The sequence below is a fragment of the Cupriavidus phytorum genome, from assembly GCF_003254285.1.
Classification (GTDB): Bacteria; Pseudomonadota; Gammaproteobacteria; order Burkholderiales; family Burkholderiaceae; genus Cupriavidus; species Cupriavidus phytorum.
Genome location: NZ_QKZN01000001.1, coordinates 66,050 through 90,892 on the forward strand (window position 1 = coordinate 66,050; position 24,843 = coordinate 90,892).

Consider the following 24,843-nt stretch of genomic DNA (forward strand, 5'->3'; position numbering starts at 1 on the left):
CGTTGCGCTGCAGAGAAAACACGCGTACTCCCGAATGGATGGTTGTCTGGTGATGGCCGGCACCCGCACGGCACCACGGTCCGCGCTCTTCCGGCACGGTGGCAATGATCGGCCAGACTTGAGCGAGACAATCCGGTGAATAGACCGGGTTTTCCGGCCGATTTCGGTCCATCGGGCGCGGGTGGCGGCGGGTACCCTGCGAGGGCTGAAACTGGCTGCGGATCCGCCCGGCGCGGACCTGTGGCAGGGCCGGGAACCGGCCAACCGGCGCCAACGGCGCGCCCCAAGACCAACCAGGCCGGACTTCCGGCCGATCACGACCCATGACCACTATCTCTTCCATCGAGGGCATGCTGCAGCAACTGCGCGGGATGTCCCAGGTTGCCTCCGGCAACTCCGCCGGGCAGGCCACGGCGCCGGTCGGCGGCGGCTTCGCCGGCGAGCTGCAGCGCTCGCTCGGCCGCATCAACGCCGCGCAGGAACGCGCCTACGGCCAGGCCGAGGCGTTCGAACTGGGCAAGCCCGGCGTGGCGCTCAATGACGTGATGATCGACCTGCAGAAGGCCAACGTGTCGTTCCAGACCGGGGTGCAGGTGCGCAACCGGCTGGTGGCGGCTTACCAGGAGATGATGAATATGGCGGTGTGAGGCTAATGCCTTGCCTGGAATGGAAAGCCCCCGGCGCGCGCAAGCGGCCGGGGGCTTTTGCCGTCGGGCCGGCTCAGGCCGCGCCCGGTGCGCCGGGATCCAGGCCGGATTCCAGCTGGTAGATCCATGCCAGCAGTTCGGCCACTGCCACATAGAGCTGCGGCGGCACGTGGCTGTCCAGGTCGACCTGCATCAGCAGGTTCACCAGCGTCGGCGAGTCGTGGACGTAGACGCCGGCCTCGCGCGCGCGGGCGATGATGGCTTCGGCGACCACGCCATAGCCCTTGGCGACCACGCGCGGCGCCTTGTCGCTGTGCTGGTACGACAGCGCGATGGCTGCCCCGCGTTCTTGTGCTGCGTCGCTCATTGCGTTGCGCCTTGCGCCAGGCTGTCCTGCGTCTGCACGCTCAGGCGCTGCACCGCGATGCCATGGGCCTCGAGCTGGCTGCGCAGATGCGGGCGAGCCGCGATAAAGCGCGCCGCCACGTCGGTTTCGGGGGTGGCCACGCGGGCGTCGAGACCGCCAGGGCCCAAGGTCAGCACCGCTTCGACCACGCCCAGGTTCGGCAGCTGCAGCCGCAGGCGGCTCGACCACGGCCGCGCGGCTTCGCCATGGCTGGCCGTGGCGTCAGCGTCCGCGCGCAGCAGTTCCCATTCGATCGGCACGCCGGGCCAGGCTTCGCCGGCAAAGCGGAACTGCTGCGTGGCGAGCAGCTCCAGCTGCTGGCGGACCACGCCTTCGGTGGCGGGATGGATGGCCGGGCCGGCGGCCGCCGGTTGCCGGCCCGCATCAGCCGGAGCGGACGGCGTACCGCCATCCGAGGCGCGCGCCGGCTGGCTGGCCAGGCTGTCCAGCGCGGCCAGGCGCGCGCCAGCTTCGGCTGTCGATTGATAGGCCTGCGTGGCCAGCGTTGCCGCCGAGGGGCGCTGCGCGGCCGGTTCGGCGGCGGCGCCGCGGCTGTAGGCGGCGGTGGTCGCGGTGCCTTGCCGCAGTGCCTGCTCGGCCGCCGCATGGCTGTGTGCCACGCGCGGATTGCCGGCCGAGGCCAGCGCTTCGGCAAGCACCTGCGAGGCTGGCAGCAGCGGCGGCATGGACGGCATGGGCGGCCGCGCCGGTTCGGCCCCTGTGCCGCTGCCGGCATAGGCCAGCTGCAGCGACAGCGGCGTGGCCGCGGCGCCCTGGCTCGCGCCGGCCGGGACAGCGGGCCGCCCCGGCACCGGAACCTGCGCCTGCGGCTCCGGGCGCACGCTGGCGAGCCCACGCGCGCCGGAGACCCACTGCGCCAGGTGCGATTCATAGAACAGGCCGCTCTGGCCGACCGCATTGGCCAGCGCCGCGGCGGTGGCCTGTGCTGACGCTGCCGTGGGCGCCGCCGGCAGCAGCGAGGCCGTGCCGCGCACCGGCTGGGCCTCGGCACCGTCCAAGACGGCCAGGATGGCTCGTGCCGCCGCACTCAGCGATTCCTGCGTCGACGCGCCCGGCAGCAGGGCGCCCTGGCCGGCCATGGCATTGGGGCCGCTTGCCAGCGCGCTGTGGCGGATGGCCTGGCCGGTGGCGTTCTGGACGTTGGACTCGGTCGCCTCGGCCACCGGCTGCAAGGCCGCGACCTGGTCGAGGGCGATGGCGGTGCGCAGGGTCTGGGGGTCGGGGGCCTGACCGGGTGCCAGGCCTGGCGGCAGGTGGATGCCGGTCATACGGGTCGCATGGATCAGGGACGGCGGCCGGTGCGGCCAGCCGGTGGAAGAGGGGAGCGGCGCCCGGGCCGCCTCAGGTGGTGGCGCCCGACGTGGCCCCTGCCGTCGCACCATAGGCGGCGCTCAGCTCGAACTGCCGGCGCGAGCTGGTCAGCATGTCGCCGAGCCGCTTGAGCTGCGGCAGCGCCAGGTCGCGGATGCGGGCGTCGTAGGTCAGGATGCGGTCCAGCAACTGGTAGCGCCGCATGCGCTCGGCATCGGAAAACGGGGCATCGTGGTCGAGCTGGCGCAGGCGTTCCACCTGGGCCAGGTAGGCTTGCTGCAGGGTGGTGACCGTGTCCCAATCGGCGCCCTGCGCGGCTTCATGCATGCGCGCGGACAGCGCGAGGATGTCCTCGTAGCAGGCCACGATCGGCGAAAACACTGGAGGGAAGGCCATGTCAGTTGTCCTGTAAGGCGGGTTGCCGCTCGGCACCGGCGGCCGCGTCGTCGATCTGCGCCCAGGCCGAGGCCAGGCTTTCCAGCAGCGCGTCGACCTCGCTCAGCAGCGCCGCGTCGCTGCGCAGGTTGGCCAGCATCAGCCGGCGCACCATGTATTCGTACAGCGCTTCGAGGTTGGCCGAGATTTCGCCGCCGACGTCGTGGTCGAGCACCGCGCGCAGGCCGTTGTCGATGATGTCGATGGCCTTGGAGATGGCATTGCCGCGCTCTGCGATGTTGCCGCCTTCCAGGTGGAACCTGGCCCGCGCGATCGCGGCGCGCGCGCCGTCGTACAGCATGGCGATCAGCTTGTGCGGGCTGGCGCTCATGGCACCGGTCTGGACGCCGACCTGGGCGTAGGCGTTGGCGGATGCGCGGGCGAACATGGCTGGGTTCCTCGTGGCGGTGTGGTGCGGCTGGGCGGTTACTTCTTGATGCTGTTGTTGAGCGCGTTGAACTGCTGCGTCAGGTAGCTGCTGGTGCGGTTCATCTGCGCCACCACCAGGTCCAGTTGCGTGAACTGGGCCTTGTAGCGGTCGATGGTGGCGGTGACGCGGTCCTGGACGCGGTCATAGTCGTCCTCCAGGTCCTCCAGCGTCTTGGTGATGCCGTCCTGCGCCACCTTCAGCGCGCCGTCGGTCTTGCTCAGGCCTTCGATATAGGTGGTGGCGCGCTTGCCGATGCCGCCGTCGCCGGTGGTGCTGGAGAACAGGGAGGTGACGCGACCGAGGTTGTCGTTCATTGCCTTGGTCAACTTGGAATCGTCCAGCTTCATCGTGCCGTCCTTGTCGAACGTGATGCCGACGTCGATCAGCGTGATGGTGCCGCCATTGCCGTCGTCCATGGCGCCACCCAGCATCGAGCGCAGGCCAGACTGGATCGTGCGCAGCGTGCCGTCGCCGGTCAGCGCCGCGGACGTGCCGGCCTTGGTATCGAATGCCGTCAGGGACTTGGCGGAACTCTGAATATTGTTGTAGGCAGTGACAAAGGCCTGGACCGCGGCCTTGATTGCCTCGTTGTCACGGGTCACCACCAGCGATGTAGTGCCTGGCTTGACCAGGTTCATGGTCACGCCCTGCGCCGCGTCCACCACGGAATTGCTCTGGCTGACCACGTCGATGCCATTGATCTTGAGCGTCGCGTTGGCCGGCGGAACCTTCTGTTCCATCTTGTTGGCAGCGGGCGCAGCGGCCGGATCGAACGCCACCACGTTGTTCAGGGCAGCGTCGGCAGACGAAACTCGCATGGTGGCTTGCGTTCCGGTCTTGTCCGAGGTCAGCACCAGGCGATAGGGGCTGGCACTGCCGTCATTGACGATGCTGGCGGTCACGCCGATGCCTGCCTTGTTGATGGCATCCCGCATGCCTTCCAGCGAAGAATCCGCGGGGATGGTGACCTTCTTGGTGCTGGTGGCCGCGCCGCCGGTGGCGAGCGCTTCGCCAAAGTCGAAAACGAGCTCGCCCCCACCGATTACCGCCTTCTGGTCTGCAACGTTGCTGCTCACCAGCGATTGAGCCGTTGCCAGCGTGTTGACCGTGATGCTATAGCTGCCCGGTACGGCGTTGGCACCGGTGGAAACAGTCATCACGTCCGTCGTGCCGACGCTGGCCTTTACGGCGCCGAAGGTAGCAGCATCGGAGAGCTTCTTTGCCGCGGCCTGGTACGCACTAAGCACGCTCTGCACCTGACTGTAGGCCGACAACTTGGTCTGGTAGCTCTTGGCCTGCGCGTTAATGGCGTCAAGCGGTGCCTGCTCGGCCTTCTGCAACTGGTCAAGCAAGTCGCTCAGGTTCAGGTTGGACCCGATGCCAATGGAAGAGATCGTTGCCATGTAATTGTCTCGTCTTCAACTGATGATCAAAGCTCACGCTGCCTGGTTGATGAACAACCCCTGCAGCTTGTCGATGGCGCGGGCGATGCGCAGTACCTCTTCGGTGGGCATCTGCCGGATCAACTCGCCGCTTTCCTTGTCGATCACCTTGGTAATGACACGGTGCGTGGCTTCATCGATCTCAAAGCGCAGGCCGATGGTTGTGGTCTTGAGCGCGTCGACGAGTTCGCTGATCGCGGCGCTTGTTTCCACCCTGTGGGGGGCTTCCTCCGGGCTCGTGCCTGAGACCTGATTTTCGCGCGGCGTTGCCTGGCTGGCCATGGTCGCTGTGCCGGCCAGAGCTTCGGCTGGCATCCGGGTGACAATTGCAGTCACGGTCGGGGAAAGGGACATCGAATGCTCCGTCCGGATTGATGGGACTCGCTTGCTCTGAGTAGCGCTTTGCACGCAGCCGGGCTGCCTGCAAAATGCTCTCGGACAAAAAGGCCGAGCCTTGCGGCCCAGCCTTTTTTGGCCTTTCGCCTAGGCGATTAACGCAGCAGCGACAGCACGCCTTGGGTGGTCTGGTTGGCTTGCGCCAGGACCGACGTACCAGCCTGTTGCAGGATGTTCGCGCGGGTCATGTTCGACACTTCCGTTGCGTAGTCCGCGTCCTGGATGCGCGAGCGCGACGAGGACAGGTTGGTCACGGTGGTGCCCAGATTCGAGATGACGGAGTCGAAACGGTTCTGGACGGCACCCAGCGAGCTGCGCAGATCGTCAACTTGCTTCAGTGCGGCATCGATTTTCTTCAGCGCGTTGCCCGTCGGAACGCCGGTGAATTCAGGGGTGGCGGCACCGCTCAGGTTGATGGTACCGACAGCCACGTTGGCAGTGGGAGTCGCACCGCCGTCAGTAAGCGTACCGGCGGGGGCGGCGAAATTCTTACCTTGGACGGTGACGTAGCCGGTGGCGTTCCCATTCGCGTCATTGGCAACGCGGATCAGTTGGTCTTGCAGCGTGACGTCGGTGGTGATGCCATTGGCAGAGTCTTGGAATGCAACGTCGGCACCGTTGAGCACGACAGCACCGGTGGTACGGTTGACCGAAGCTGCAAAGTAGTCGTCACCAGCCTTTACGACGAACATGCCGCTGTTCGCACCGCCAGCCGTCTTGACTTCGTGGAGCTCCAGATCCGCAGCCGCGAACGTCTTGCCCGTTGCGGTGTTGATCTTGGTAACTTCGCCGGCAGCAAAGCTGACGTTGAGCGACCCCGTGCCAGCCGCAGCGGCAACGGTCGTGACCTTAGGGCCAACGTCCAGGGAATTCTTGGCAACCGAAAAGCCGCTCAGACCGAGGGTCGTCCTGTCGATCTGCTTCAGATCGATCGAGATGGTTTCGCCGTCATTGGCGCCGACCTGGACCGACAGCTTGTTGTTGCCGGCCAGAACCTTGACGCCGTTGAAATCCGTTTGTTGCGACGTACGGTCGATTTCCGACAGGCGCTGGTTGATTTCATCCTGAATCGACTTCAGGTCAGACGACGAGTTCGAGCCGGTGGCCGCCTGGACCGACAGTTCACGAATACGTTGCAGGTTATTGTTGATTTCGGTCAGCGCGCCTTCGGTGGTCTGCGCCAGCGAGATGCCGTCGTTGGCATTGCGCTGGGCTTGCGTCAGGCCCCGGATGTTCGAGGTGAAGCGGTTCGCAATCGCCTGGCCGGCGGCGTCGTCCTTGGCGCTGTTGATGCGCAGGCCCGACGACAGGCGCTGGATCGCCGTGTTCAGCGACGATTGCGAAGCGTTCATGTTGTTCTGAGTCATCAGAGACAACGAATTGGTGTTAATGACTTGCGCCATGGTACGACTCCTATATGCAAAGTTTTGGGCATTCCGGCTAGTGCCGTAACGTTGGCGGCCTGCTTTGCAGGGCGTAGAGTGCCTCCGTTGCTTGGGTTATCGACCGGGCAAGGCAAAGGTTTAGAGTGATCTCCGCGATAGTTTCGCGGGGTGCCGGCAGGGCGGGGGAAGGCGCCTTGCGGCGACGTGGGGCGAGGGTGGAAGGGAGTCGGGCCGTGCGCCGGCCTAGCGGCGCTTGCGCGTGCGCGGAATATAGAGCGGCACGAAATCCGGCGCAGCCACCGTTTCCGGGGCAACCCCTATTTCCTCCGGCGCGTCGGCCGGCGTGACCAGGCAGATGGCGCGCTTGTAGACCACGGTGGGCTGGCTGTCGTCGTGCCGCCGGCCGAGCAGCAGCACAAAATCGTCGGCGGCCAGCACCAGCCCGTGCAGCCGGGCGCCGTTGGACAGGTGCACGATCACCGGGGACTGGGTGATGCGGTACGCGGCGAATTGCTGGGACTGCAGTTGCCGTCGGCTGGGTTGCTTGGGCCGGATTTCCTTCTTCTTCACAACGACTCCGGAAGAGCCCGCAAGGGTTCTGGCGGCTGATAACGGTCCGTTGGCCGGCGGCTCGGGGTGCGGCACGGCCTGGGCGGCAGGGGAAACATCCGCTCTCGGTAACGGCGACCGGACTGGCCGCCTGGATTGCACCGAGACCCGGCCCCGTGTGCGGGCCCGTGAATGTCGTGCAATGGCCGGCGGTTGGCGCTGCCAGAAGAGAAGGGGAATACTTCAGGGGCGAGAGTAACAAAGTTTTACAAGCGTTGACGGACGGCACGCCGCTCGTGGTCTAGAGGCAATGCTCTACTAATTTGGTTGCTTTTTTCCTCTGAATTGAGGTAGAGAGTTGCTCCCCGATGGGCGTGGGAAGACGCGCCCCCCTGGCCGGCGGGGCCAGGCGGGCATTGGGCTGGCGGGAATTTGCCAGCCTCTGCAAGAAGTAACCTGAAAGTGATTTCAGGGGCAAAAATGCCAGAAATACGCAAAGGCGCGCGTTTTGCGCTAGGGGAATCCCCTGATAGAAGCGGGATTTACACCTCATGTAAGCGCGTTTATATTCGTAACAAGAGCTGTTTGGCTCGAGCAGTCCTGGAAAGCCTACGAGCACCCCGCGCGTGGGCTTCTTTTTTGCCCGCGTCATTTGATTCGCGCTCTGCGGCGCAGTTGCCGGACGGTCGAATAACCTGACCGGCCGTTCGGAATGCCGAGCCACATTTAACGCCACTTCACCGGCGGCCGATTCCCCGAAATGCGGGGAAATCTGGTGCTATTTCCGTTTTGCTCTCCGGAAGCGTTCGCTTATCGGCCCTTGTCGGCTGCTAGGCGCGTCGTTCGCGCGCCTGTCGGGCTCGTCCCCCCTCAACCCGCCTGAGCGTCCGTGCCGCGCGCCACGCGCCGCCGGGCCCGGGCCGCCAGGCCGGCGCCAAGCGCCCAGCGCAGTGCCGGCGCCAGCACGTGCATACCGGCCAGCGCCGCGGAGCGGCGGATCGAAGGCCCGTCGAGGTCGAGCTGGCGGCGCGCCCATGGCGGCAGCAGCGCGATGCCCGCGTCGGCCATGATGCTGACCGCCGGCTGCAGCAAGGGATTGGCCACTGGCATCTTCCTGACCAGACGCACCACTTCGCGGGTGCGCTCGCTGGCCAGCAGCGCGGACCGCATGGATTCGAGATAGGCGTCCACCTCCGCGCGCGAGCACGGCACGTCGGCCGCGCCGAGCAACTGCGCGATGCGGGCCACCTCGGCGTAATAGCGGTCCTGCTCGGCAGCGCCGAGCGGGCCGACATAGCGCAGGTAGCCCGCCAGGAAGCTCGAGACCTCGGCCACGTGCACCCAGGTCAGCAACGCGGGGTCCGATGCCGCGTAAGGTCGGCCGTCCGGCGCGATGCCGGACACGCCGGTATGGATCCGCCGCACCCGTTCGATCAGCGCCATCGCGTCGGCGCGGCTGCCATAGGTGGTGCCGGCGATGAACTGCGCGGTGCGGCCCAGGCGTCCCTGCATGTCGGTGCGGAAACTGGAGTGGTCCCATACTCCCGCCAGTGCCAGCGGATGCAGGGTCTGCAGCAGCAGTGCGCTGACCCCCCCGGCCAGCATCGCGGGGAAATCCGCATGCACGCGCCAGCAGACCGCTTCGGGGCCGAACAGGCCGGGGTCGCCGGGCGGGTTGTCATAGTCCAGGCGCAGGCCGGAGTTGCTGCGGGTGAGGGCGCGCACATGCGCACCGGCCTGCTCCCGCAGTCTTGCGGAGAGCTGATGCAGCGGGCCGCGGCGCTGCGGCGTGGCGCTGCCCGGGGCGGGGTCAGTGACGCTGGACAAAGGGCACAGCCTGGGCGGCGTGGGGTTGGAGGGATTTGGTCAGACCAGCATACACGGGATGGCGGCAACCTGCGCGGGCGGGCCGGCAGCGCGCCGCGGCCGCAAAAAGGGCCGGAGCCCCGTTCAGGGTTCCGGCCTGCCAATCTCCGGCGTATGCCCCTGCGTCAGCACCGCATGTTGCTCACGCACATACCCGGATAGCTGCCTTGTTGTCGCGGCTGGGTGTTACTGCTGGCGTTGTCCGCCCTGGCCGCCTTGACCACCCTGCTGACCACCCATCTGCCCGCCCTGGCCGCTTTGCTGGCCGCTGCGCTGGCCGCTTTGCTGGCCAGGCTGCGAGCTGCCGCGGTCCTGCTGCTGCTGTTGGTCCTGCATGCGGTCCTTGTCACCCATCTGCCCGCCGCCTTGTTGTCCCGGTTGCTGCTGGCTGCCGCGTTGGCCAGTTTGCGATTGTTCCTGCTGCTTCTGGCCCGATTGCGATTGGCCCGACTGCGATTGACCCGGCTGTTGCTGCTGTCCCATTGCTAGCTCCTTGACGCGGCGAACTGCCGCAGACCTTGCTTCGCAATCGCCATGCCAAGCACGACAGCGCCGCCACGCCGCCTGGGCCGGCGCGATGCGCGCGATCCGCCACGCCAGCGCTGCGGCGCTTTTACAACGCGTGGCCCGTTTTACACAGCATCCGGCTCGCTGCGGCAGGCACCGCGCGGCCCGCCATGGTGGGTATGGAGCTTGCTGAAAAATGCCTTGCCAGTGGCGCCGCGTGCCAGCCCGGCAGCGGCGTGCGCTGGACCGTCAAGGAGGAAGCCATGCGAATTCCACGAACCACCGCGCGCACCGTGCGCATGGCCTGCGCCGCGGCGCTGGCGGCGGCTGCCGGCAGCGCGCTGGCGCTCGACAAGAGCGGGCTGATCTTCGTTGCGGCCGACGATGCGCCGGTGGCGCCGGTCAACTCGGCACCCGGCATGCCCGGCCGGCCCGACCCGGACACCAGCGCTGTGACCGGGGTTGGCCAGGCCAGGCAAAGCATCGAGGACAGCGCCATCACCACGAAGATCAAGACCCGGCTGCTCGGCACCAAGGACCTCAAGTCCACCGGCATTCACGTGACGACGCAGCAGGGAGCCGTGGAAGTCAGCGGCACGGTGCCGACCCAGCAGCAGCACGACCTTGCGTTGAAGACGATTCGCAGCGTCGAAGGGGTGACGTCAGTGAATGACAATTTGAAGGTGTCGACGCGGTGAGGGGGTGGTGGGTGACTCCCGTGGGTCCACGAAGGGCGGTACTCGTATAGTGGCGGGCGTCGCTTCGTAGAGGCGCTGGCCCTCACCCCCGCCCTCTCCCGCACGCGGGAGAGGGAGTACACAAGCGGGAGTTCTTCTTGCCGTGGAGTCGTTGTAGCTTGCCGCGCGTTCAAGCCGCGCGTTTTCTGCCGTTCGTCCCGGCGCCCTTGCGCGCGGCGGGCGCGTGCGATCCACCCTTGGCAGCGCGCTTGGTGCTGGTGGTCTTTGAACCCGTACTGCGCGCGCGCTTGGCCGGCGTAGCGCTGGCGCGCTTTGCGGCCGGCTGCTTGCGCGCGGCGGCGTGCCGCGCGGGGGTCTTGCGGCGTGCGGGCTCGGCTTCGGTTTCGGTTTCGGCCTCGCTTTCGTCTTCCTGCTTGCCCTTGCCGCGCTTGCCCAGGCTCTGGCGCAGCAGCGCCACCATGTCGATGACCTTGGCGCCCTGGCGCGGCGCTTCTTCCTCTTCCGCGGGCGGGGTCAGCTGGTGGGTCTTGCCGGACTCGATCTTTTCCTCGATGCGCGCCATCAGGTCGTCGCGGTAGGTGTCGCGGTACTGCTCCGGGGCCCAGTCCTCGGTCATGTCTTCGACCAGCTTGGACGCCATCTCGATCTCTCTCGCGCGCGCGCCGGTGGCCTTGCCGCTGGCCGCCTTGGGCAGGCGCAACTCCGAGAGCGGCAGCACCTCGTCGGCGAAGCGCATGGTGTTCAGCACCAGCGCATCGTCATGCACCAGCATCGCCGCCAGGTGCTGGCGCGCGCGCAGCACCACCAGCGCCAGCGCGGCCTTGCCGGTGCGGCGCATGGTTTCGTGCAGCAGTGCATAGCCGCGCTCGCCGCGCTTGTCGGGCTCAAGGTAGTACGGGGTGTCGAAGTAGTACGGCGGAATGCTCTCGGCATCGACAAAGCTGACGATGTCCACGGTCTGCGTGGCCTCGACATTGGCCCGGCGGAAATCTTCCTCGTTGAGCAGCACGTACTCGTCCTTGGCGTACTGGTAGCCCTTGACGATATGTTCCTTGTCGACTGGCTTGCCGGTGCTCTTGTTGATGCGCTGGTAGCCCACCGGGGCCATGTCGCGCACGTCTAGCAGGTCCAGGTCGAGCGACTGGCTGCGCGACGCGGGGCGCAGGACGACGGGGATGTTGACGAGCCCGAAGGCAATGGCGCCTTTCCAGATGATGCGAGACACTTGATCGCTCCTTTGCCACGGGCGCCGGCGCGTTGCGGCGGCGGTGGCGGCATGTCGCCCGGAGGCGGGTCTTCCACGGGTTGGGGCGGGCCGGGCGGCGGCTCCGGCGGCGGGACCTCGGGCTCACGGGGCGGGATGTCGGGATCGGGCGTGGTATGCACGGATAGCTCCTTGTTGAATCCTCGGGTGAAGGCTCCGGCCGGCGCGGGCACGGCGCTAGGCGCGCTCCTGGTCGAGCTCCTCGAGCAGCCGCGTCAGCGCGTCCAGGTCGGCGGGCTTGACCAGGTGCTGGTCGAATCCTGCCGCCAGCGCGCGGCGGCGGTCCTCGGGCTGGCCGAAGCCGGTCAGCGCGACCAGTTTGGCGCCGCGCAGTTCGGGCAGCGCGCGCAGCCGGCGCACGGTTTCAAAGCCGTCCATGGCCGGCATGCCCAGGTCCAGCAGCACCAGGTCCGGGCGCGCGTCGCTGGCGCGCGCCAGCGCGCTGGGGCCGTCGGGCGCGGTCACCACGGTGTGCCCCATGGCCTGCAGCGCCATCGTCATGGCCTCGAGCGCGTCGACGTTGTCGTCCACCACCAGGATGCGGCGCGGCACGCTGCGCCGCGGGCCGGCCTTGCCAGAACCGGGATGCCAGTTCTGCCACGGCTCGACCGGCAGCGTCACGGTGAAGGTGCTGCCCTGGCCGGGGCCGGCGCTGAAGGCGCGGATGGTGCCGCCGTGCAGCTGCACCAGCTTTTGCACCAGCGTCAGGCCGATGCCCGGCCCGTCATGCGGGAAGGCGCTGTGCGGCGCCTCGGCCGGGGCATCGCTGTCACGGGCCGGGTCGGGCGGGGCCAGCGGATCGAACAGTTGCCGCTGCAGCGCAGCGGACAGGCCGGTGCCGTTGTCGCGCACGCGTACCGTGACCTGCCCGCCGGAGACTGCGTCCGGCACGGTCTCCGGCGCGTTGTCGTCGAAGCCGGCTTCGACCGAGATCACGCCGCCGGCGGGGGTGTACGCGGCCGCGTTCTGCAGCAGGTTGCTGAAGATCTGCGTCAGGCGCACCAGGTCGCCGCGCACCGGCAGCGGCTGCTCCGGCAGCGACAGCCGCAGCGTGTGCCGGTAGGCGTCGAGCACCGGACGCACTGCTTCCACCGCGGTATTGAGCGCGGTGCGCAGCTCGACCAGGTCTTGCCGCAGCGTGATGCGGCCCTGGTTGAAGCGCGAGATGTCGAGCAGCTCGTCGACCAGCCGGGTCAGGTGATGCACCTGCCGGCCGATGATGTCGCGTGCGCGGAACATGTCTTCGCGCGTCGGCGCGAGCTGCTGCAGCAGGTCGGCGGCGCTGCGCAGCGGCGCCAGCGGATTGCGCAGCTCATGCGCCAGCATCGCCAGGAACTGGTCCTTGCGGCGTTCTTCGTCGCGCAATGTGCGCCCGGCGCGGTTCTGCAGCGTCACGTCCTGGCAGATCCCGGCAATGCGCAGCGGCGGACCACCGGCAGCAGCGCCGTCGCTGTCGTCGGCGCCGCCGCGGCTGCGCATGGGGAAGGCGCGCGCGCGGACTTCGCGCGGCTCGCCGCTGGGCAGGGTCAGGGCGAACTCAATGTCCATGCTGCCGTCGCGCAGCATGCTTTCCACAGCCGCTTCCACGCGTGCGCGGTCGGACGGGGCCACGCGCTCCAGGCACAGGCGCGGGTTGTCCATCAGCTGCTCAGCGGAGTGCCCGCACACCGTCACCAGCGACGAACTGGCAAACAGCAGCCGCCGCGTCGACGGATCGAGGATCCACACCACGTCGGCCAGCGATTCGGCGAGCTGGCGGAACATGTCTTCATGCTCGTGGAGGGCGCGCGAGGTGCGGTGGAAGGCGTCTTCGGCACCGCGCAGGCGCAGCAGCGCCTGGATGCTGGACAGCAGTTCCTCGGGTTCGGCGGGTTCCACCAGGTAGCCGTCAGCGCCGCAGTTCAGCGCCTCCACCCGCTGGCGCGACTGGGCCAGCCCGGGCGAGGTCAGCAGCACCAGCGTGCGCGCCGTCTGCGGATCTTCTTTCAGCAGGCGGCACACTTCCAGGCCACTGATGTCCGGCAACCTGGCCGACAGCAGCACCAGCGACGGCGCGTGCTGGCGTACCAGCGACAACGCCGAATGGCCGGTGACGGCCTCGATCACGGAAAAGCCGCCGCGATGGAGGATGCGGCTCTTGACGTAGCGCGGTCCTTCGCCATCCTCGACGTTCAGGATCAGCGGGGCGCGGTTGGCTTGCGGCTTCATGGCTGCACCCTGCGCGGCGCACCGGTGCGCACCTGCAATGACGGGCAGCACCGCGCGGCCGCGCCGTGTAAAAGCGCGCTGGTCGGCGCGCACCGCGTGTAAGACTTACCACGGTGGCCCGTACAGCCTTTGAAAATCCTGCAATCCACCATCCCCCAGATCATCGCCGTCCCCCTTGTTGATCAATATGGCCGCGGTGTTTTGCGCCGGCCGTTCCGCTTCGCAGTGGCAAGACGCGTGCCGGCTGGTCAACGTCGCGGACAGCGGGGAGGGCGCGGGGCGGCATGCCGGCCTCCAAACCGGCGTGTGGCCGGAGTGCCGGAGTGGAGTGCCGCAGCGGGCTAGCGGCGCGCCGCCTCGCCGCTGTGGGCCTCGGCGCTGGGCGAGGTGCCGCCTTGCGGGCCGGTGGAGCGCGGCGCTTCGGCGGCCTTCTGCGGGATCTTGCCGGGCTCGGTCCAGCCCTTGTAATCGGTGCCCTTGCCAAAGCGCGCGGCAATGCGGTCCTGAACCACGGCCAGCGCGTCGGCTTGCTGCTTGGCGGTTTCGGCTTCCTTGGCCTTCTTGGCTTCGGCGGCCTGCTGCTGCTCCGGCGTGGGCGGCGGCAGCTTGGCCTGCACGGGGGCTGCCGCGCAGGACAGCATGGCGCAGGACACCAGCAGGCGGCGCAGGCCGCGGCGGTTGCGCGGGGCCGCGCCGGTGGTGCCGGCGGCGCGCAGGTTGGCGACGATCTTGAGTGGGGCCATGGTCTGTCTCCGTAGGGTGTTGCCGCCCCGGCGCGGCTTGCTGTGTGGCTGGCTACGTGGATGGCGCCGGGACACGCTCGCCACTAAGGGGCAAGAAATGTGCCGCCGGCCATGGCGACAATAGCCAGCCGGCGCAGGGGCTATCCGGACTATCCGGCCCGCGCCAGCCGTGCCGCGGCGCGCGTGATGGCCTGCCGGGTATCGGCGTAGTCCGCCCACGGGTCTGCCGCCTCCAGCGCGTCCAGCCGGGCTTCGACGTTGGCGACGGTCCACTGCGCGGCGCTGGTCAATGTGTCCAGCTCCTCCCACGCCACCGGAATCGATACGCCCAGCCCGGGCCGCGCGCGCGCCGAGAAGGCGGCCACCGTGGTGGCGCCCATGCCGTTGCGCAGGTAATCGATGAAAATCTTGCCGACGCGGTTGCGCGCGCCGCTCTTGGCGACGAAGCGCTGCGGCAGCGTCGCGGCCACGTGCAGCACCACGTCGCGCGCGAAATCCTTCAGCTCGTCCCAGCCGGCGCGCGGCGTCACCGGCACCACCACGTGCAGGCCCTTGCCGCCGCTGGTCTTGAGGAAGCTGGCCAGCCCCAGCTCGTCCAGCAGCGCCTTCATCAGCGCGGCCGCCTCCTGCACCTGTGCCCACGGCACGCCCTCGCCGGGGTCGAGGTCGAAGATGATGCGGTTGGGCCGGTCGATGCTGCGCTTGCTCGCGTTCCAGGTATGGAACTCCACCACGTTGAGCTGCGCCGCCGCCACCAGCGCCTCGGCCGAGGCGATCTCCAGCAGTGCGGGATGTCCCGGCCACAGGCCGGGGTCCAGCACGTTGAGGCCGTCCACGCGCAGCGTGTCGCTGTGGCGCTGGAAGAACTGCTCGCCACCCACGCCAGACGGCGCGCGCACCATCGCGATCGGCCGTCCGCGCAGGTGCGGCAGCATCAGCGGCGCGGCGCGTTCGTAGTAGCGCACCAGTTCGCCCTTGGTCAGGCCCGACTCGGCGTCGATCACGCGCTCGGCGTGGCTGATCGACACCTTGCCGCCCACCGCCGTCTGGCGCTTGGCTGCGCCCGCCTTTGGGCTGGACTCGGGCCTGCTTGCCGGCTTGTCCCGCGTCGTGGCGGCCGCCTTGCCTTTGCCGGCGGGCGCCGCCGGCTGCTCCACCGAAACCGCGCCGGCGGGCTTGTCGGTGCGCAGGCCATGGAACACCGCATGGCGCACCCGGCCTTCGCGGGTCCAGCTGCCGAAGGAGACTTCGGCCACCAGCCTGGGCTTGACCCAATGCCCGCGCACGCCGGCCGGCACCGTGTGGAACGGCGACGCATCGGCACGCAGCGCATCGAGTTGCGTGCGCAGCTCGTCGAGCGTGCGGGTGTCGAAGCCGGTGCCGACATTGCCCGCATAGCGCAGGCGCCCGCCGCTGTCGTGCACGCCCAGCAGCAGCGAGCCGATGCCATTGCGGCTGCCCTTGGGGTCGGTAAAGCCCGCCACCACGAATTCCTGGCGCAAGGTGCATTTCAGCTTGATCCACGTATTGCTGCGCGCGCTGACGTAGCCGGAGTCCGCGCGCTTGCCGATCACGCCTTCCAGCTTCATGCGGCACGCCGCGTCCAGCATGTCGCCGGCACTGGCTTCGAAGTCTTCGCTGAATTGCAGGCGCGGCGAGGCGTTGTACCCGAAGATCCGGCGCAGCAGCGCGCGGCGCTCCACCAGCGGCACCTTGCGCAGGTCATGGCCGGCAAAGTAGGGCAGGTCGAAGACAAAATACTGGATGGCTTCGACGCGCGAGGTATCGAAGGCATTCTGCAAGGCCTGGAAGTCGGTCTCGCCGTGCTTGCCGAGCACCACGATCTCTCCGTCGAGCCAGCCGTCGGGCAGGCCCAGCGCGCCGACATCGCGCGCCAGCGCGCGCAGCTTGCTGGTCCAGTCATGGCCCTGGCGCGTGAACAGCCGCACATCCTTGCCGTCGATGCGCGCCAGCAGCCGGTAGCCGTCGAACTTGACCTCGTAGCGCCAGGCCGCGGCGTCGGGCGGCGGTTTTTCGACCAGCGTCGCCAGTTGCGGTGCCAGCGCCAGGGGCAGCGCCGCGCGCGTGGCGCCCGGCGGCGGCTTCAGCGCGCGGATGGCATCGTGCGCGGCTGGTGTGGCGGCCTCGGCCGCTTCGGCTGCCTTTGCCGCCTTGCCGGCGCCGGCGCGCCTGGCCGCGGGCTTGCGCTGGGTGCCGCCCAGCACGCTGTCGGGCAGGGCCTCGACCACGTCGAACTCCGACGCCGGCACCGCGGCGTCGTCGCGTTCCTTGATCAGCAGCCAGGCGTCCTGCTCCTTCTGGCGGCTGCCGTGCATGCGCACCAGGGTCCAGTGCCCGTGCAGCTTTTCGCCGCGCAGCTCGAACTTGAGCTTGCCGCTGCGATAGCCTGCCTCGGGATCGCCCACCGGGACCCAGGTGCCGCGGTCCCAGACGATCACCGTGCCAGCGCCATAGTGCCCGGCGGGAATCACGCCCTCGAAGCCGGCGTAGTCCATCGGATGGTCTTCCACATGGACCGCCATGCGCTTGTCGGCGGGGTCCAGGCTGGGCCCCTTGGGCACGGCCCAGCTCTTCAGCGTGCCGCCCAGTTCCAGCCGGAAGTCGTAGTGCAGCCGCCGTGCCGCATGCTTCTGGATCACGAACGACAACGCTGCCGCGCGCTTGCGCGTTGCGGCGCGGGCCGCGCCGCCGCTGGGCTCGGGCGTGGCGCCGAAGTCGCGCATGCGGCGGTATTTTTCGAGCGCCGCGGGCGTGCCGGTGGCCCGTGCCGCTGGGCGAACGCTTGCGGCGCGCTTGGTGGCGGGCTTCGCCGAAGTCGTCTTGGCGGGCTTGCTGCCCGTGCCGGCGGCAGGCTTGGTCGCGCGCTTGCCAGCGGCGCGCGGCGCGCGCGAGTCCTGCGAAGGGGTCTTGGCCATGGCGGTCGCCGGTTGCGTGGATGCATCCAGCTTAGGCAGCACATGGCCGCGCTGAAATCGGCGCCCGTCCTACATACCGCGTCGCGCGGAGGATGCGCCCCCGGCGCCATGTGGTTCTTACCAGGGGTTGTAAATCTGCCGTGGACGCCATGCCCCGCCGCCGCGGTCACGGCGGGTCCGCGACGGGAACGCTCCTTGCGACTTCCCACCGATACGCCCGGCGCCGGGCCGGGACTCCCCACTGGAGGAAGCGGCAGATGAAACCCACCTTGAAGAGAATCAGCTCGCAGGTCATAGTGCTGACCGGCGCCAGCAGCGGCGTTGGGCTGGTCACCGCGCGCAAGGCGGCGCAGCAGGGCGCACGCCTGGTGCTGGTGGCGCGCAGCGAGGGGTCGCTGCACCAGCTGGCGGAAGAACTGCGCGAGCAGGGCACCGAAGTGATCACGGTGGTGGCGGATGTCGGCCGGCACGATGAGATCGGCAAGGTGGCGCATGCCGCGATCGAGCGCTTCGGCGGCTTCGACACCTGGATCAACAACGCCGGCGTGACGATCTTCGGACGCCATTGCGATGTGCCGCTGGAAGACCAGCGGCGGCTGTTCGATACCAACTACTGGGGCACCGTGCATGGCTCGCTGGCGGCCGCGGCGCACCTGCGCGAGCATGGCGGCGCCATCATCAACATGGGCAGCGAGGCCGCCGACGGCCCGATGCCGCTGCAGAGCGCCTACTCGGCCTCGCAGCATGCGATCAAGGGCTTCACCGACTCGCTGCGGCTGGAGCTGGAACAGGAGCAGGCCCCGGTCAGCGTGACGCTGATCAAGCCCGCCGGCCTGGAAACCCCGCTGGCCATGCATGCCAAGAATTTCCTGGACGTGGAGCCGCGCCTGCCGCCGCCGCTGTACGACCCGGCCCTGGCCGCCGACGCGATCCTGTTCGCCGCGGAGAACCCGCGTCGCGAACTGTTCGTCGGCGCCGCCGCCAAGGCCTTCTCGGCCGCCGCGTACCATGCGCCGCACACCTTCGACCGCTTTATGCGCCGCTTCATGGGCCGCGCGCAGCAGACCCGCCATCCGGCCGGCCCGCTCGAGGACAATACCCTCTACGGCAGCGGCAGCGGCCTCCAGGAACGCACCGGCACCCGCGCCGCGCTGCATTCCTGCCCGTACACCACCACCGCGCGCTACCCCATGCTGACCACCGCGCTGGTGGTCGGGGCCTCGGCCGCGGTCGCCGCGATGGTCCAGCTGCGCCGCCGCTAGCGCTCACCTGCGCGTGCCGCACGCCCCCCGGGAGGGCCTGCGTGCGGCCGGACGCCAATCTCCTTGCCGCTGAACGCGTGCTGCGCACACTGCGCCGCCATATCGGGTGGCGCATGGGCCGCGAGCGCCTATCATTGACTGGAATGCCCGCACTCGCGGGCATTTGGCCCTGTGCGGCGACATGGGCCGCTGGCGGCATGCCGCGCCGGCCAGGCCGCCGTCGATCCAACCTCAACCCAAGGTCTTCATGTCCGGGCTGCAAGCGGCAACCAAAGTTCGCTCGATCTCCGTGGAAGCCTCCGGCGGCGTGCCGCCGGAGAGCGATGCTGCGCAACTGGCGCAACGGTACCGGCGCCTGCTCGACGCGGTGCAGGACTGCGCGGTGTTCGAGCTCGACGCGCACGGCGTGATCGTGGCGTGGCCCGAACCGGCGCGCCGGCTGTTCGGCTACAGCGCCGCGGAGATCGCCGGCAGCCATCTGTCGCGGCTGCACCGTCCCGAGGACGTTGCCGCCGGCCTGCCCCAGCAATGGCTCGATGCGGCCGCGCAGGCCGGCCAGGCGCGGGACGAAGGCTGGCGCGTGCGCCGCGACGGCAGCCTGCTGCGCGCCAGCTGCGAGTTGCGGCGCATCGACGCGGCCGACCTGCCCGCCGCTGCGCCGGGCGCCGCGCGAACCTCAGCCGACGGCGCATCGGGCGCGGGCTTTATCGTGTCGTGCCGTGATACCACGGTGCAGCAGGCCGCCGCCGACCATGCGCACCTGGCTGCCGACAAGCTGCGCCTGCTGGCCGAGAACCTGCCCTGCACCGCGGTCTGCGAACTCTCGCTCGACGGCACCATCCGCAGCTGGAACGCCGGCGCGCGCGCGCTTGCCGGCCACACCGCCGAAGAGGCGGCGGGCCAGCCGCTGGCCTGGCTCTATACCCGCCAGGAAGCCGCCGCGGGCCGCCCGCAGGCGGCGCTGGAAGCGGCGCGGGCCTGCGGCCAGTGGACCGGCGAAGAGCGCCTGGCACGCAAGGACGGCTCGGTGGTGCGCTGCGCCACGCGCATGGTGCTGGTGCGCGACGCGGCCGGTTGCCCGGAAAGCCTGCTGTGGACCGCGCGCGACCTCAGCGATGCGCTGCGGCTCGAAATGCTCGATGCCGGCAACCGCCGCCTGCAATCCTTCCTCGCCATCCTCGCCCACGAGCTGCGCAACCCGCTGGCGCCGGTGCGCAATGCCGTCGAAGTGATCGTGCTGACTCCCGACACCGGCCCGCGCGTGCGCCGCTGCGCCGAAATCATCGACCGCCAGCTGCGCCAGGTGGAGCGGCTGGTCAACGACCTGCTCGACGTGGGCCGCGTCACTGCCGGCAAGCTCAAGATGGAGTTGACGCCAACCTCCTACAACGACGTGGTCACCACCAGCCTGGAAGCGATCCGTCCCACGCTGGAAGCGTCGGGCCAGCAACTGGTGGTGGCGCTGCCGGAGGTTTCGCCCTTTGTGCGGGCCGATGCCGCGCGGCTCGGGCAGGTGCTGCTGAACCTGCTCAGCAATGCGGCCAAGTACACGCCGCGCGGGGGGACCGTCAGCGTGCATGTCAGCGTGGAGGCGGAGCGCGTGATCACCGCGGTGTCGGATACCGGCCGCGGGCTGGAGCCGGCGGCGCTGGACCGGATCTTCAACCTGTTCGCGCAGGAAAGCGATGCCGGCAGCCGCAGCGGGCTGGGCATCGGCCTGGCGCTGGCCAAGGCCATCCTCGAAGCGCATGGCGGCGCGATCCAGGCCGACAGCGCGGGCGCGGGCAAGGGCAGCACCTTCACCGTGATCCTGCCGCGCGCCAACACGCGTCCGGCCGAGCCCGCCTCGCTGCCGCGGGGCAAGGCGCCGCGCCGGCGCGTGCTGGTGGTCGATGACAATGCCGATTCCGCCGACAGCATGGCCGAACTGCTGACCTTGCTTGGCCACGAGGCCCAGGCGGTGCACAGCGGCCAGCAGGCAGTCGGCGTGGCCGCGGCGTTCCGGCCCGACTGCGTGCTGCTCGATCTGCAGATGCCCGACATGTCGGGCTATGAAGTCCTGGAAGCGCTGCGCAAGGACCTGCGCGGCCGCGCGGTGCAGTTCCTGGCGCTGTCGGGGCGCGGCACCGCCGAGGACCAGCGCCGCAGCCGGCAGGCCGGCTTCGATGCGCACCTGACCAAGCCGCTGTCGATCGAGACCCTGTCGCGCGCCCTGGCCGAGCCGGTGCCGGCCAGCCCTGCGGCGCCTCACAAGGAGCGGTAGGCGTCGAGCCGGTTGTAGAGCGTCTTCAGGCTGATGCCGAGAGCGCGCGCGGCCTGGCGCTTGTCGCCGTCGAAGCGCGCCAGCGTCGCCATGATGATCTCGCGCTGGGTATCGGCCAGCGTGGTGCCGACGCGCACGTTGACCACGCCGTCGACGGTGGTCGGGCGCGGCGCCTGCGTGGCGAGGTTGGGGTTGCCGATCTCCACCACCTTGTCGGCGAGGATAAAGGCGCGGTAGACCGCGTTCTTCAGCTCGCGCACATTGCCGGGCCAGTCGTAGCGCACCAGGCGGTCGAGCGAACCGGCCGAGAAGCTCTTGTCGGTGCGCTCCATCGCGTTGTACTCGGCCAGGAAGTGGCGTGCCAGCGGCACGATATCGTCGGGCCGCTCGCGCAGCGGCGGGATATGCAAGGGGAACACCGCCAGCCGGTACAGCAGGTCCTCACGCAGCTGGCCGCCGCGCACGGCCTCCACCGGGTCGCGGTTGGTGGCCGCGAGGATGCGCACGTCGGTGGCGATCAGCGTATCGCCGCCGACGCGGTGGAAAGTGCGGCCCTCCAGCACCCGCAGCAGCTTGATCTGCATCTCCAGCGGCATCTCGGTGACTTCGTCGAGAAACAGCGTGCCGCCCTGGGCCTGCTCGAAGTAGCCCGCCTTCTGCTCGATGGCGCCGGTAAAGCCGCCTTTTTCATGGCCGAACAGTTCGGATTCGATCAGCGTGGGCTGGATCGCGCCGCAGTTGACGGCAATGAAGGGACCGTTGCGGCGGGCGCTGCGTTCGTGCACCGCGCGCGCCACCACTTCCTTGCCCGAGCCGCTTTCCCCCACGGCCAGCATGGTGACATCGGTGGGCGCCACGCGCTCGATCTGCGCCAGCAGGCGCTGCATCGCGGGCGCTGTGCTTTCCCACAGCAGCGATACCTGCGACGGCACGGCGCGGCGCGGCGCGGGTTCGCTGCCCGGCGCGGTGCCGGCGGCGTGGCTGGAAGCGGGGGCGGCGTTGCTGCGCCGCGAAGTGCTGGCGGTCACTGGCACGGGTTGCTGGCCCGAAATCGGCCGGTCGAGGGTTGCAGGTGGCGGGTTGCCGGGAGAAGTTCCTATGCTAGCCTTTGGCGTGGGGGCTTGCCATAGCGGCGCGCGCCTGCGCGGCAACTTCCGACAGCTGTGTCAGACGGACACCGGCAACGACCGTGCCTGCCCGGGCTTAGACTGGCATTACGCAGTGTGGACCCGCCCCCCGCGGACCAGAAGCCGCAGTCAGGGCCGAGCCTCCTGTGCCTGTCATGGCTGCCGTACGCGCCACGCATGAGGCGCGCCGGCGGATTTCCGCAGACCCGGTGCCGGTCGGCGTTGCGGTTGCGGAAGGCAGCGCCCGGGGTTTGCCTTGAGTTCCCATTAGGTCTCACTGACGGATCGTATGCCCCACATCCTGATTGTCGATGACGACGAAAACGCATGCGCCGCCCTGGCCGAGATCGTAGCCATGGAAGGCTTCACCTCCGCCACCGCCGGCACGCTGCGTGAAGCGCGGCTGCAGATCGGCTGGCGCATGCCGGAAGCCATCGTGGCCGACCTGCGCCTGCCCGACGGCAACGGCATGGAACTGTTCGAGGAGGTCGGCGCTTCCGGCGTCGAGGTGATCCTGACCACCGGCTACGCCAGCGTGGAAAGCGCGGTGGAAGCGCTGCGCGCCGGCGCCACCGACTACCTGGTCAAGCCCATCAACGTCGCGCGCCTGCAGACCGTGCTCAAGCGCCTCGCCACCACCGGCGAGCTGCGCGCCGAGATCCATTCGCTGCGGGGCGAATTGCGCCGCTACGGCCGCTTCGGACGCCTGATGGGCAGCTCGGAGGTGATGCAGGCGGTCTACGACCAGCTCGCGCGCGTGGCGCCCACCGAGGCCACCGTGCTGCTGATCGGCGAAAGTGGCACCGGCAAGGAGCTGGCCGCGCAGACCGTGCACGAGCTGTCGGCGCGGCGGCGCCAGCCGTTCCTGGCGGTCAACTGCGGCGCGATCTCGCCCACGCTGATCGAAAGCGAGATGTTCGGCCACGAGCGCGGCAGCTTTACCGGCGCCGACCGCCAGCACAAGGGTTATTTCGAGCGCGCCGACGGCGGCACGCTGTTCCTCGACGAGATCACCGAGATGCCCGCCGAACTGCAGGTCAAGCTGCTGCGGGTGCTCGAGACCGGCACCTTCATGCGGGTGGGCACCAACCGCGAATGCCATGCCGACGTGCGCGTGCTGGCCGCCACCAACCGCAACCCCGAGGAAGCGGTGGCCGACGGCAAGCTGCGCGCCGACCTGTTCCACCGGCTCAATGTCTTTCCGGTGGAACTGCCGCCGCTGCGCGCGCGCGGCGACGACGTGATCCAGATCGCCAACATGATGCTGGACCAGCTCAATGCCGAGCAGGGCGTGCAGCGCCGCTTCGCGCCCAATGTGCTCGACAGCCTGCGCCTGCACGCATGGCCCGGCAACGTGCGCGAGCTGCGCAACTTCGTGCAGCGCGCCTTCATCATGGCCGACGACGACCTCATTACCGAGGCGCAGGTGCCGCTGCAGGTCGCGGCCACGCAGGCGCCCGGCGCGGCGGTGGTGTCGGTGCCGGTGGGCATGTCGCTGGCCGACGCCGACCGCCAGCTGATCTTCGCCACGCTGGAGCAGTGCGCGGGGGTCAAGAAGCATGCCGCGGAGATCCTCGGCATCAGCCTGAAGACTTTGTACAACCGGCTGGAAGATTATGCCGCCCGTGGCGAATTGCCAGAGTGGTTGCGCGCCTCGCGCAATGACTCGGGTCCGTCCGCAACCGGATGACGGCGTGGGCCATCGCTTGCGACCACGGGGATGGCGGGCGCGCGCGGCGGCCCTGGTGGCGCGCTGGGCGCGTGGAGCACGTTTCTTGCTTCCGAGCAGGGCAATGTCTCCGGCCGATCCGGCCTGCCATGTCTACGGGCCGTTGCGGCCGATCCGCACATGACGCAGCTATTTCCGCCGTCCGGCTTGCCGGGCACCTCTGAGTCAGATTCCGCGCAGCCGTCGGACGCGCAGGCGCCGAACGCGCAGGCCGCGGCCGGCAACGGCAGCGCCCAGCCGGTGCGCAGCGTGCAGGAGGTCAGCACGCTGATCGAGCAATCCGCGCATGACCTGCGCTCGTCGCTGAACGCCATCCAGAGCTGGGCCTATGTGCTGGACCGCGCCTTCGATACCACGCCGGCGCCGGCGCAGCGCGCGCTCGACGGCATCCGCTCGGGCATGCAGCAGCAGCTGGCGCTGATCGAGGAAATGGAAGAGGGGGTGCGGCTGCTGGCCGACGAGACCCCGCCCCGCTGGCAGCAGCTGGATCTGCGCACGCTCGCGCTGCAGGCCATTGCCGACCGCCGCCATGCGGCCGAGGCGCGCGGCGTGCTGCTGTCGCCGCTGAGCGTGGACGGCTGCGCGATCGGGTCGGAGGCTGCGACCCCATCGACCCCCTCGACCGCATCGGGCGCGGCGGGCGCCGCCCCGGACGCGCCGGATGCCGCCGCCTACCGGATCGACGGGGATGCCATGCGGCTGGCGCCGTTGCTGCGGCACCTGCTGGTGCACTGCATCTGGCGCGCACCCACGGGCGGCGCGGTCAGCGTGCACCTGTTCAGCGAGCCCGATTACGTCAAGCTGCGCATTACCGAAAGCCCGCCGCTGGATTCGCAGCGCAGCGCCAGCCGGCTGGCGGCGCTGACCGACTTCTTCGGCCGCCGTCCGCCCCAGGGCGGAGAGCCGCCGTCCCGGCAAAGCAGCGCACTGCTGCTGACGCGGCGCATGGTGGAAATGCACGGCGCCGTGCTGAGCGCCGAGAGCGACGGCTGCGACAGCGACAAGGTCAGCGTCTGCATCGCGGTCCGGTTCCCGCGGCATATGCGCCAGGCCTGAAGGCGCCCCGCTGCCGCGCTCGATGTAGTTTTTACCAGGCCGGCGCCAACGCTACGCGTACCACTTGCCCGCGGCGCCATCGCGCGGTGCTGGCGTGCCACGGTATGGCTGCGTTCACACGCGCACTGCAGCGCCAGCCTGCGTGCCAGGCCGCTGACAAGG

Annotated in this window: 21 protein-coding genes; 7 read left to right on the forward strand and 14 right to left on the reverse strand. The window is 69.2% G+C overall.

What is annotated here, in order from left to right:
• The first annotated feature begins 323 nt into the window (after nt 1-323).
• Entirely contained in the window at nt 324-647 is a 324-nt protein-coding gene (gene fliE / locus C7416_RS00295; protein ID WP_111516593.1) for a flagellar hook-basal body complex protein FliE, read from the forward strand.
• A gap of 73 nt (nt 648-720) precedes the next feature.
• On the opposite strand, the gene C7416_RS00300 is transcribed toward fliE, so the two are convergent.
• The 9 genes from C7416_RS00300 to C7416_RS00340 all read right to left on the reverse strand — a co-directional run bounded on the left by C7416_RS00300 (nt 721) and on the right by C7416_RS00340 (nt 8,849).
• The gene (locus C7416_RS00300; RefSeq protein ID WP_111516594.1) at nt 721-1,014 is read right to left on the reverse strand and encodes an EscU/YscU/HrcU family type III secretion system export apparatus switch protein; all 294 of its coding nucleotides are present in this window, start codon (nt 1,012-1,014) and stop codon (nt 721-723) included.
• Complete coding sequence (gene fliK / locus C7416_RS00305) at nt 1,011-2,342, reverse strand: flagellar hook-length control protein FliK (RefSeq protein WP_111516595.1); 1,332 nt, start codon at nt 2,340-2,342, stop codon at nt 1,011-1,013. Before fliK ends, C7416_RS00300 begins: the two co-directional genes overlap by 4 nt.
• A 73-nt stretch (nt 2,343-2,415) precedes the next feature.
• Nucleotides 2,416-2,781, reverse strand: coding sequence for a flagellar protein FliT (locus tag C7416_RS00310; RefSeq protein WP_025584123.1), 366 nt, complete (start codon nt 2,779-2,781; stop codon nt 2,416-2,418).
• 1 nt (nt 2,782) lies between these two features.
• Nucleotides 2,783-3,208: a flagellar export chaperone FliS gene (gene fliS, locus C7416_RS00315; protein ID WP_111516596.1), complete on the reverse strand. Its 426-nt coding sequence runs from the start codon at nt 3,206-3,208 to the stop codon at nt 2,783-2,785.
• A 38-nt stretch (nt 3,209-3,246) separates the two neighbouring features.
• Entirely contained in the window at nt 3,247-4,653 is a 1,407-nt protein-coding gene (gene fliD, locus C7416_RS00320; protein ID WP_111516597.1) for a flagellar filament capping protein FliD, read from the reverse strand.
• Nucleotides 4,654-4,686: 33 nt separating this feature from the next.
• Entirely contained in the window at nt 4,687-5,046 is a 360-nt protein-coding gene (locus tag C7416_RS00325; protein ID WP_025584126.1) for a flagellar protein FlaG, read from the reverse strand.
• Nucleotides 5,047-5,183: 137 nt separating this feature from the next.
• Entirely contained in the window at nt 5,184-6,491 is a 1,308-nt protein-coding gene (locus C7416_RS00330) for a FliC/FljB family flagellin (protein WP_111516598.1), read from the reverse strand.
• A gap of 225 nt (nt 6,492-6,716) precedes the next feature.
• Complete coding sequence (locus C7416_RS00335; RefSeq protein WP_111516599.1) at nt 6,717-7,043, reverse strand: RNA chaperone Hfq; 327 nt, start codon at nt 7,041-7,043, stop codon at nt 6,717-6,719.
• A gap of 849 nt (nt 7,044-7,892) precedes the next feature.
• On the reverse strand, nt 7,893-8,849 hold the full coding sequence (locus C7416_RS00340; RefSeq protein ID WP_111516600.1) for an oxygenase MpaB family protein: 957 nt from the start codon (nt 8,847-8,849) through the stop codon (nt 7,893-7,895).
• Between the two features lie 255 nt (nt 8,850-9,104).
• On the opposite strand from C7416_RS00340, the gene C7416_RS00345 reads away from it, so the two are divergent.
• Nucleotides 9,105-9,377 carry a hypothetical protein gene (locus C7416_RS00345; RefSeq protein WP_181461111.1) on the forward strand — a complete coding sequence of 91 codons (273 nt, stop codon included), beginning with the start codon at nt 9,105-9,107 and terminating at the stop codon, nt 9,375-9,377.
• Nucleotides 9,378-9,406: 29 nt separating this feature from the next.
• Nucleotides 9,407-10,093: a BON domain-containing protein gene (locus C7416_RS29265; protein WP_240988227.1), complete on the forward strand. Its 687-nt coding sequence runs from the start codon at nt 9,407-9,409 to the stop codon at nt 10,091-10,093.
• A 169-nt stretch (nt 10,094-10,262) separates the two neighbouring features.
• Here the strand turns inward: C7416_RS29265 and ku are convergent, their stop codons facing one another.
• The 4 genes from ku to ligD all read right to left on the reverse strand — a co-directional run bounded on the left by ku (nt 10,263) and on the right by ligD (nt 17,244).
• Nucleotides 10,263-11,318: a non-homologous end joining protein Ku gene (gene ku / locus C7416_RS00355; protein ID WP_111516601.1), complete on the reverse strand. Its 1,056-nt coding sequence runs from the start codon at nt 11,316-11,318 to the stop codon at nt 10,263-10,265.
• A 216-nt stretch (nt 11,319-11,534) separates the two neighbouring features.
• Nucleotides 11,535-13,565, reverse strand: coding sequence for a hybrid sensor histidine kinase/response regulator (locus tag C7416_RS00365; protein ID WP_111516602.1), 2,031 nt, complete (start codon nt 13,563-13,565; stop codon nt 11,535-11,537).
• A gap of 341 nt (nt 13,566-13,906) precedes the next feature.
• Complete coding sequence (locus C7416_RS00370; protein ID WP_111516603.1) at nt 13,907-14,308, reverse strand: hypothetical protein; 402 nt, start codon at nt 14,306-14,308, stop codon at nt 13,907-13,909.
• A 149-nt stretch (nt 14,309-14,457) separates the two neighbouring features.
• Nucleotides 14,458-17,244 (reverse strand): DNA ligase D, encoded by a 2,787-nt coding sequence (gene ligD, locus C7416_RS00375; protein WP_111516604.1) that lies wholly within the window; start codon nt 17,242-17,244, stop codon nt 14,458-14,460.
• A 257-nt stretch (nt 17,245-17,501) separates the two neighbouring features.
• Between ligD and C7416_RS00380 the strand changes: the two genes are divergently transcribed.
• Nucleotides 17,502-18,506, forward strand: coding sequence for an SDR family oxidoreductase (locus tag C7416_RS00380; RefSeq protein WP_111516605.1), 1,005 nt, complete (start codon nt 17,502-17,504; stop codon nt 18,504-18,506).
• A 247-nt stretch (nt 18,507-18,753) separates the two neighbouring features.
• On the forward strand, nt 18,754-20,769 hold the full coding sequence (locus tag C7416_RS00385; RefSeq protein WP_111517435.1) for a hybrid sensor histidine kinase/response regulator: 2,016 nt from the start codon (nt 18,754-18,756) through the stop codon (nt 20,767-20,769).
• Here the strand turns inward: C7416_RS00385 and C7416_RS00390 are convergent.
• Complete coding sequence (locus C7416_RS00390) at nt 20,754-21,803, reverse strand: sigma-54 interaction domain-containing protein (RefSeq protein WP_111516606.1); 1,050 nt, start codon at nt 21,801-21,803, stop codon at nt 20,754-20,756. The two genes, C7416_RS00385 and C7416_RS00390, sit on opposite strands and share 16 nt — an antisense overlap.
• Before the next feature lie 382 nt (nt 21,804-22,185).
• Here C7416_RS00390 and C7416_RS00395 point away from each other — a divergent pair, with 382 nt between their 5' ends.
• Together C7416_RS00395 and C7416_RS00400 are read left to right on the forward strand one after the other, a co-directional pair.
• Complete coding sequence (locus C7416_RS00395) at nt 22,186-23,586, forward strand: sigma-54-dependent transcriptional regulator (RefSeq protein WP_018005543.1); 1,401 nt, start codon at nt 22,186-22,188, stop codon at nt 23,584-23,586.
• Nucleotides 23,587-23,745: 159 nt separating this feature from the next.
• On the forward strand, nt 23,746-24,681 hold the full coding sequence (locus C7416_RS00400) for a sensor histidine kinase (protein ID WP_240988226.1): 936 nt from the start codon (nt 23,746-23,748) through the stop codon (nt 24,679-24,681).
• The last annotated feature ends 162 nt before the right edge of the window (nt 24,682-24,843 follow it).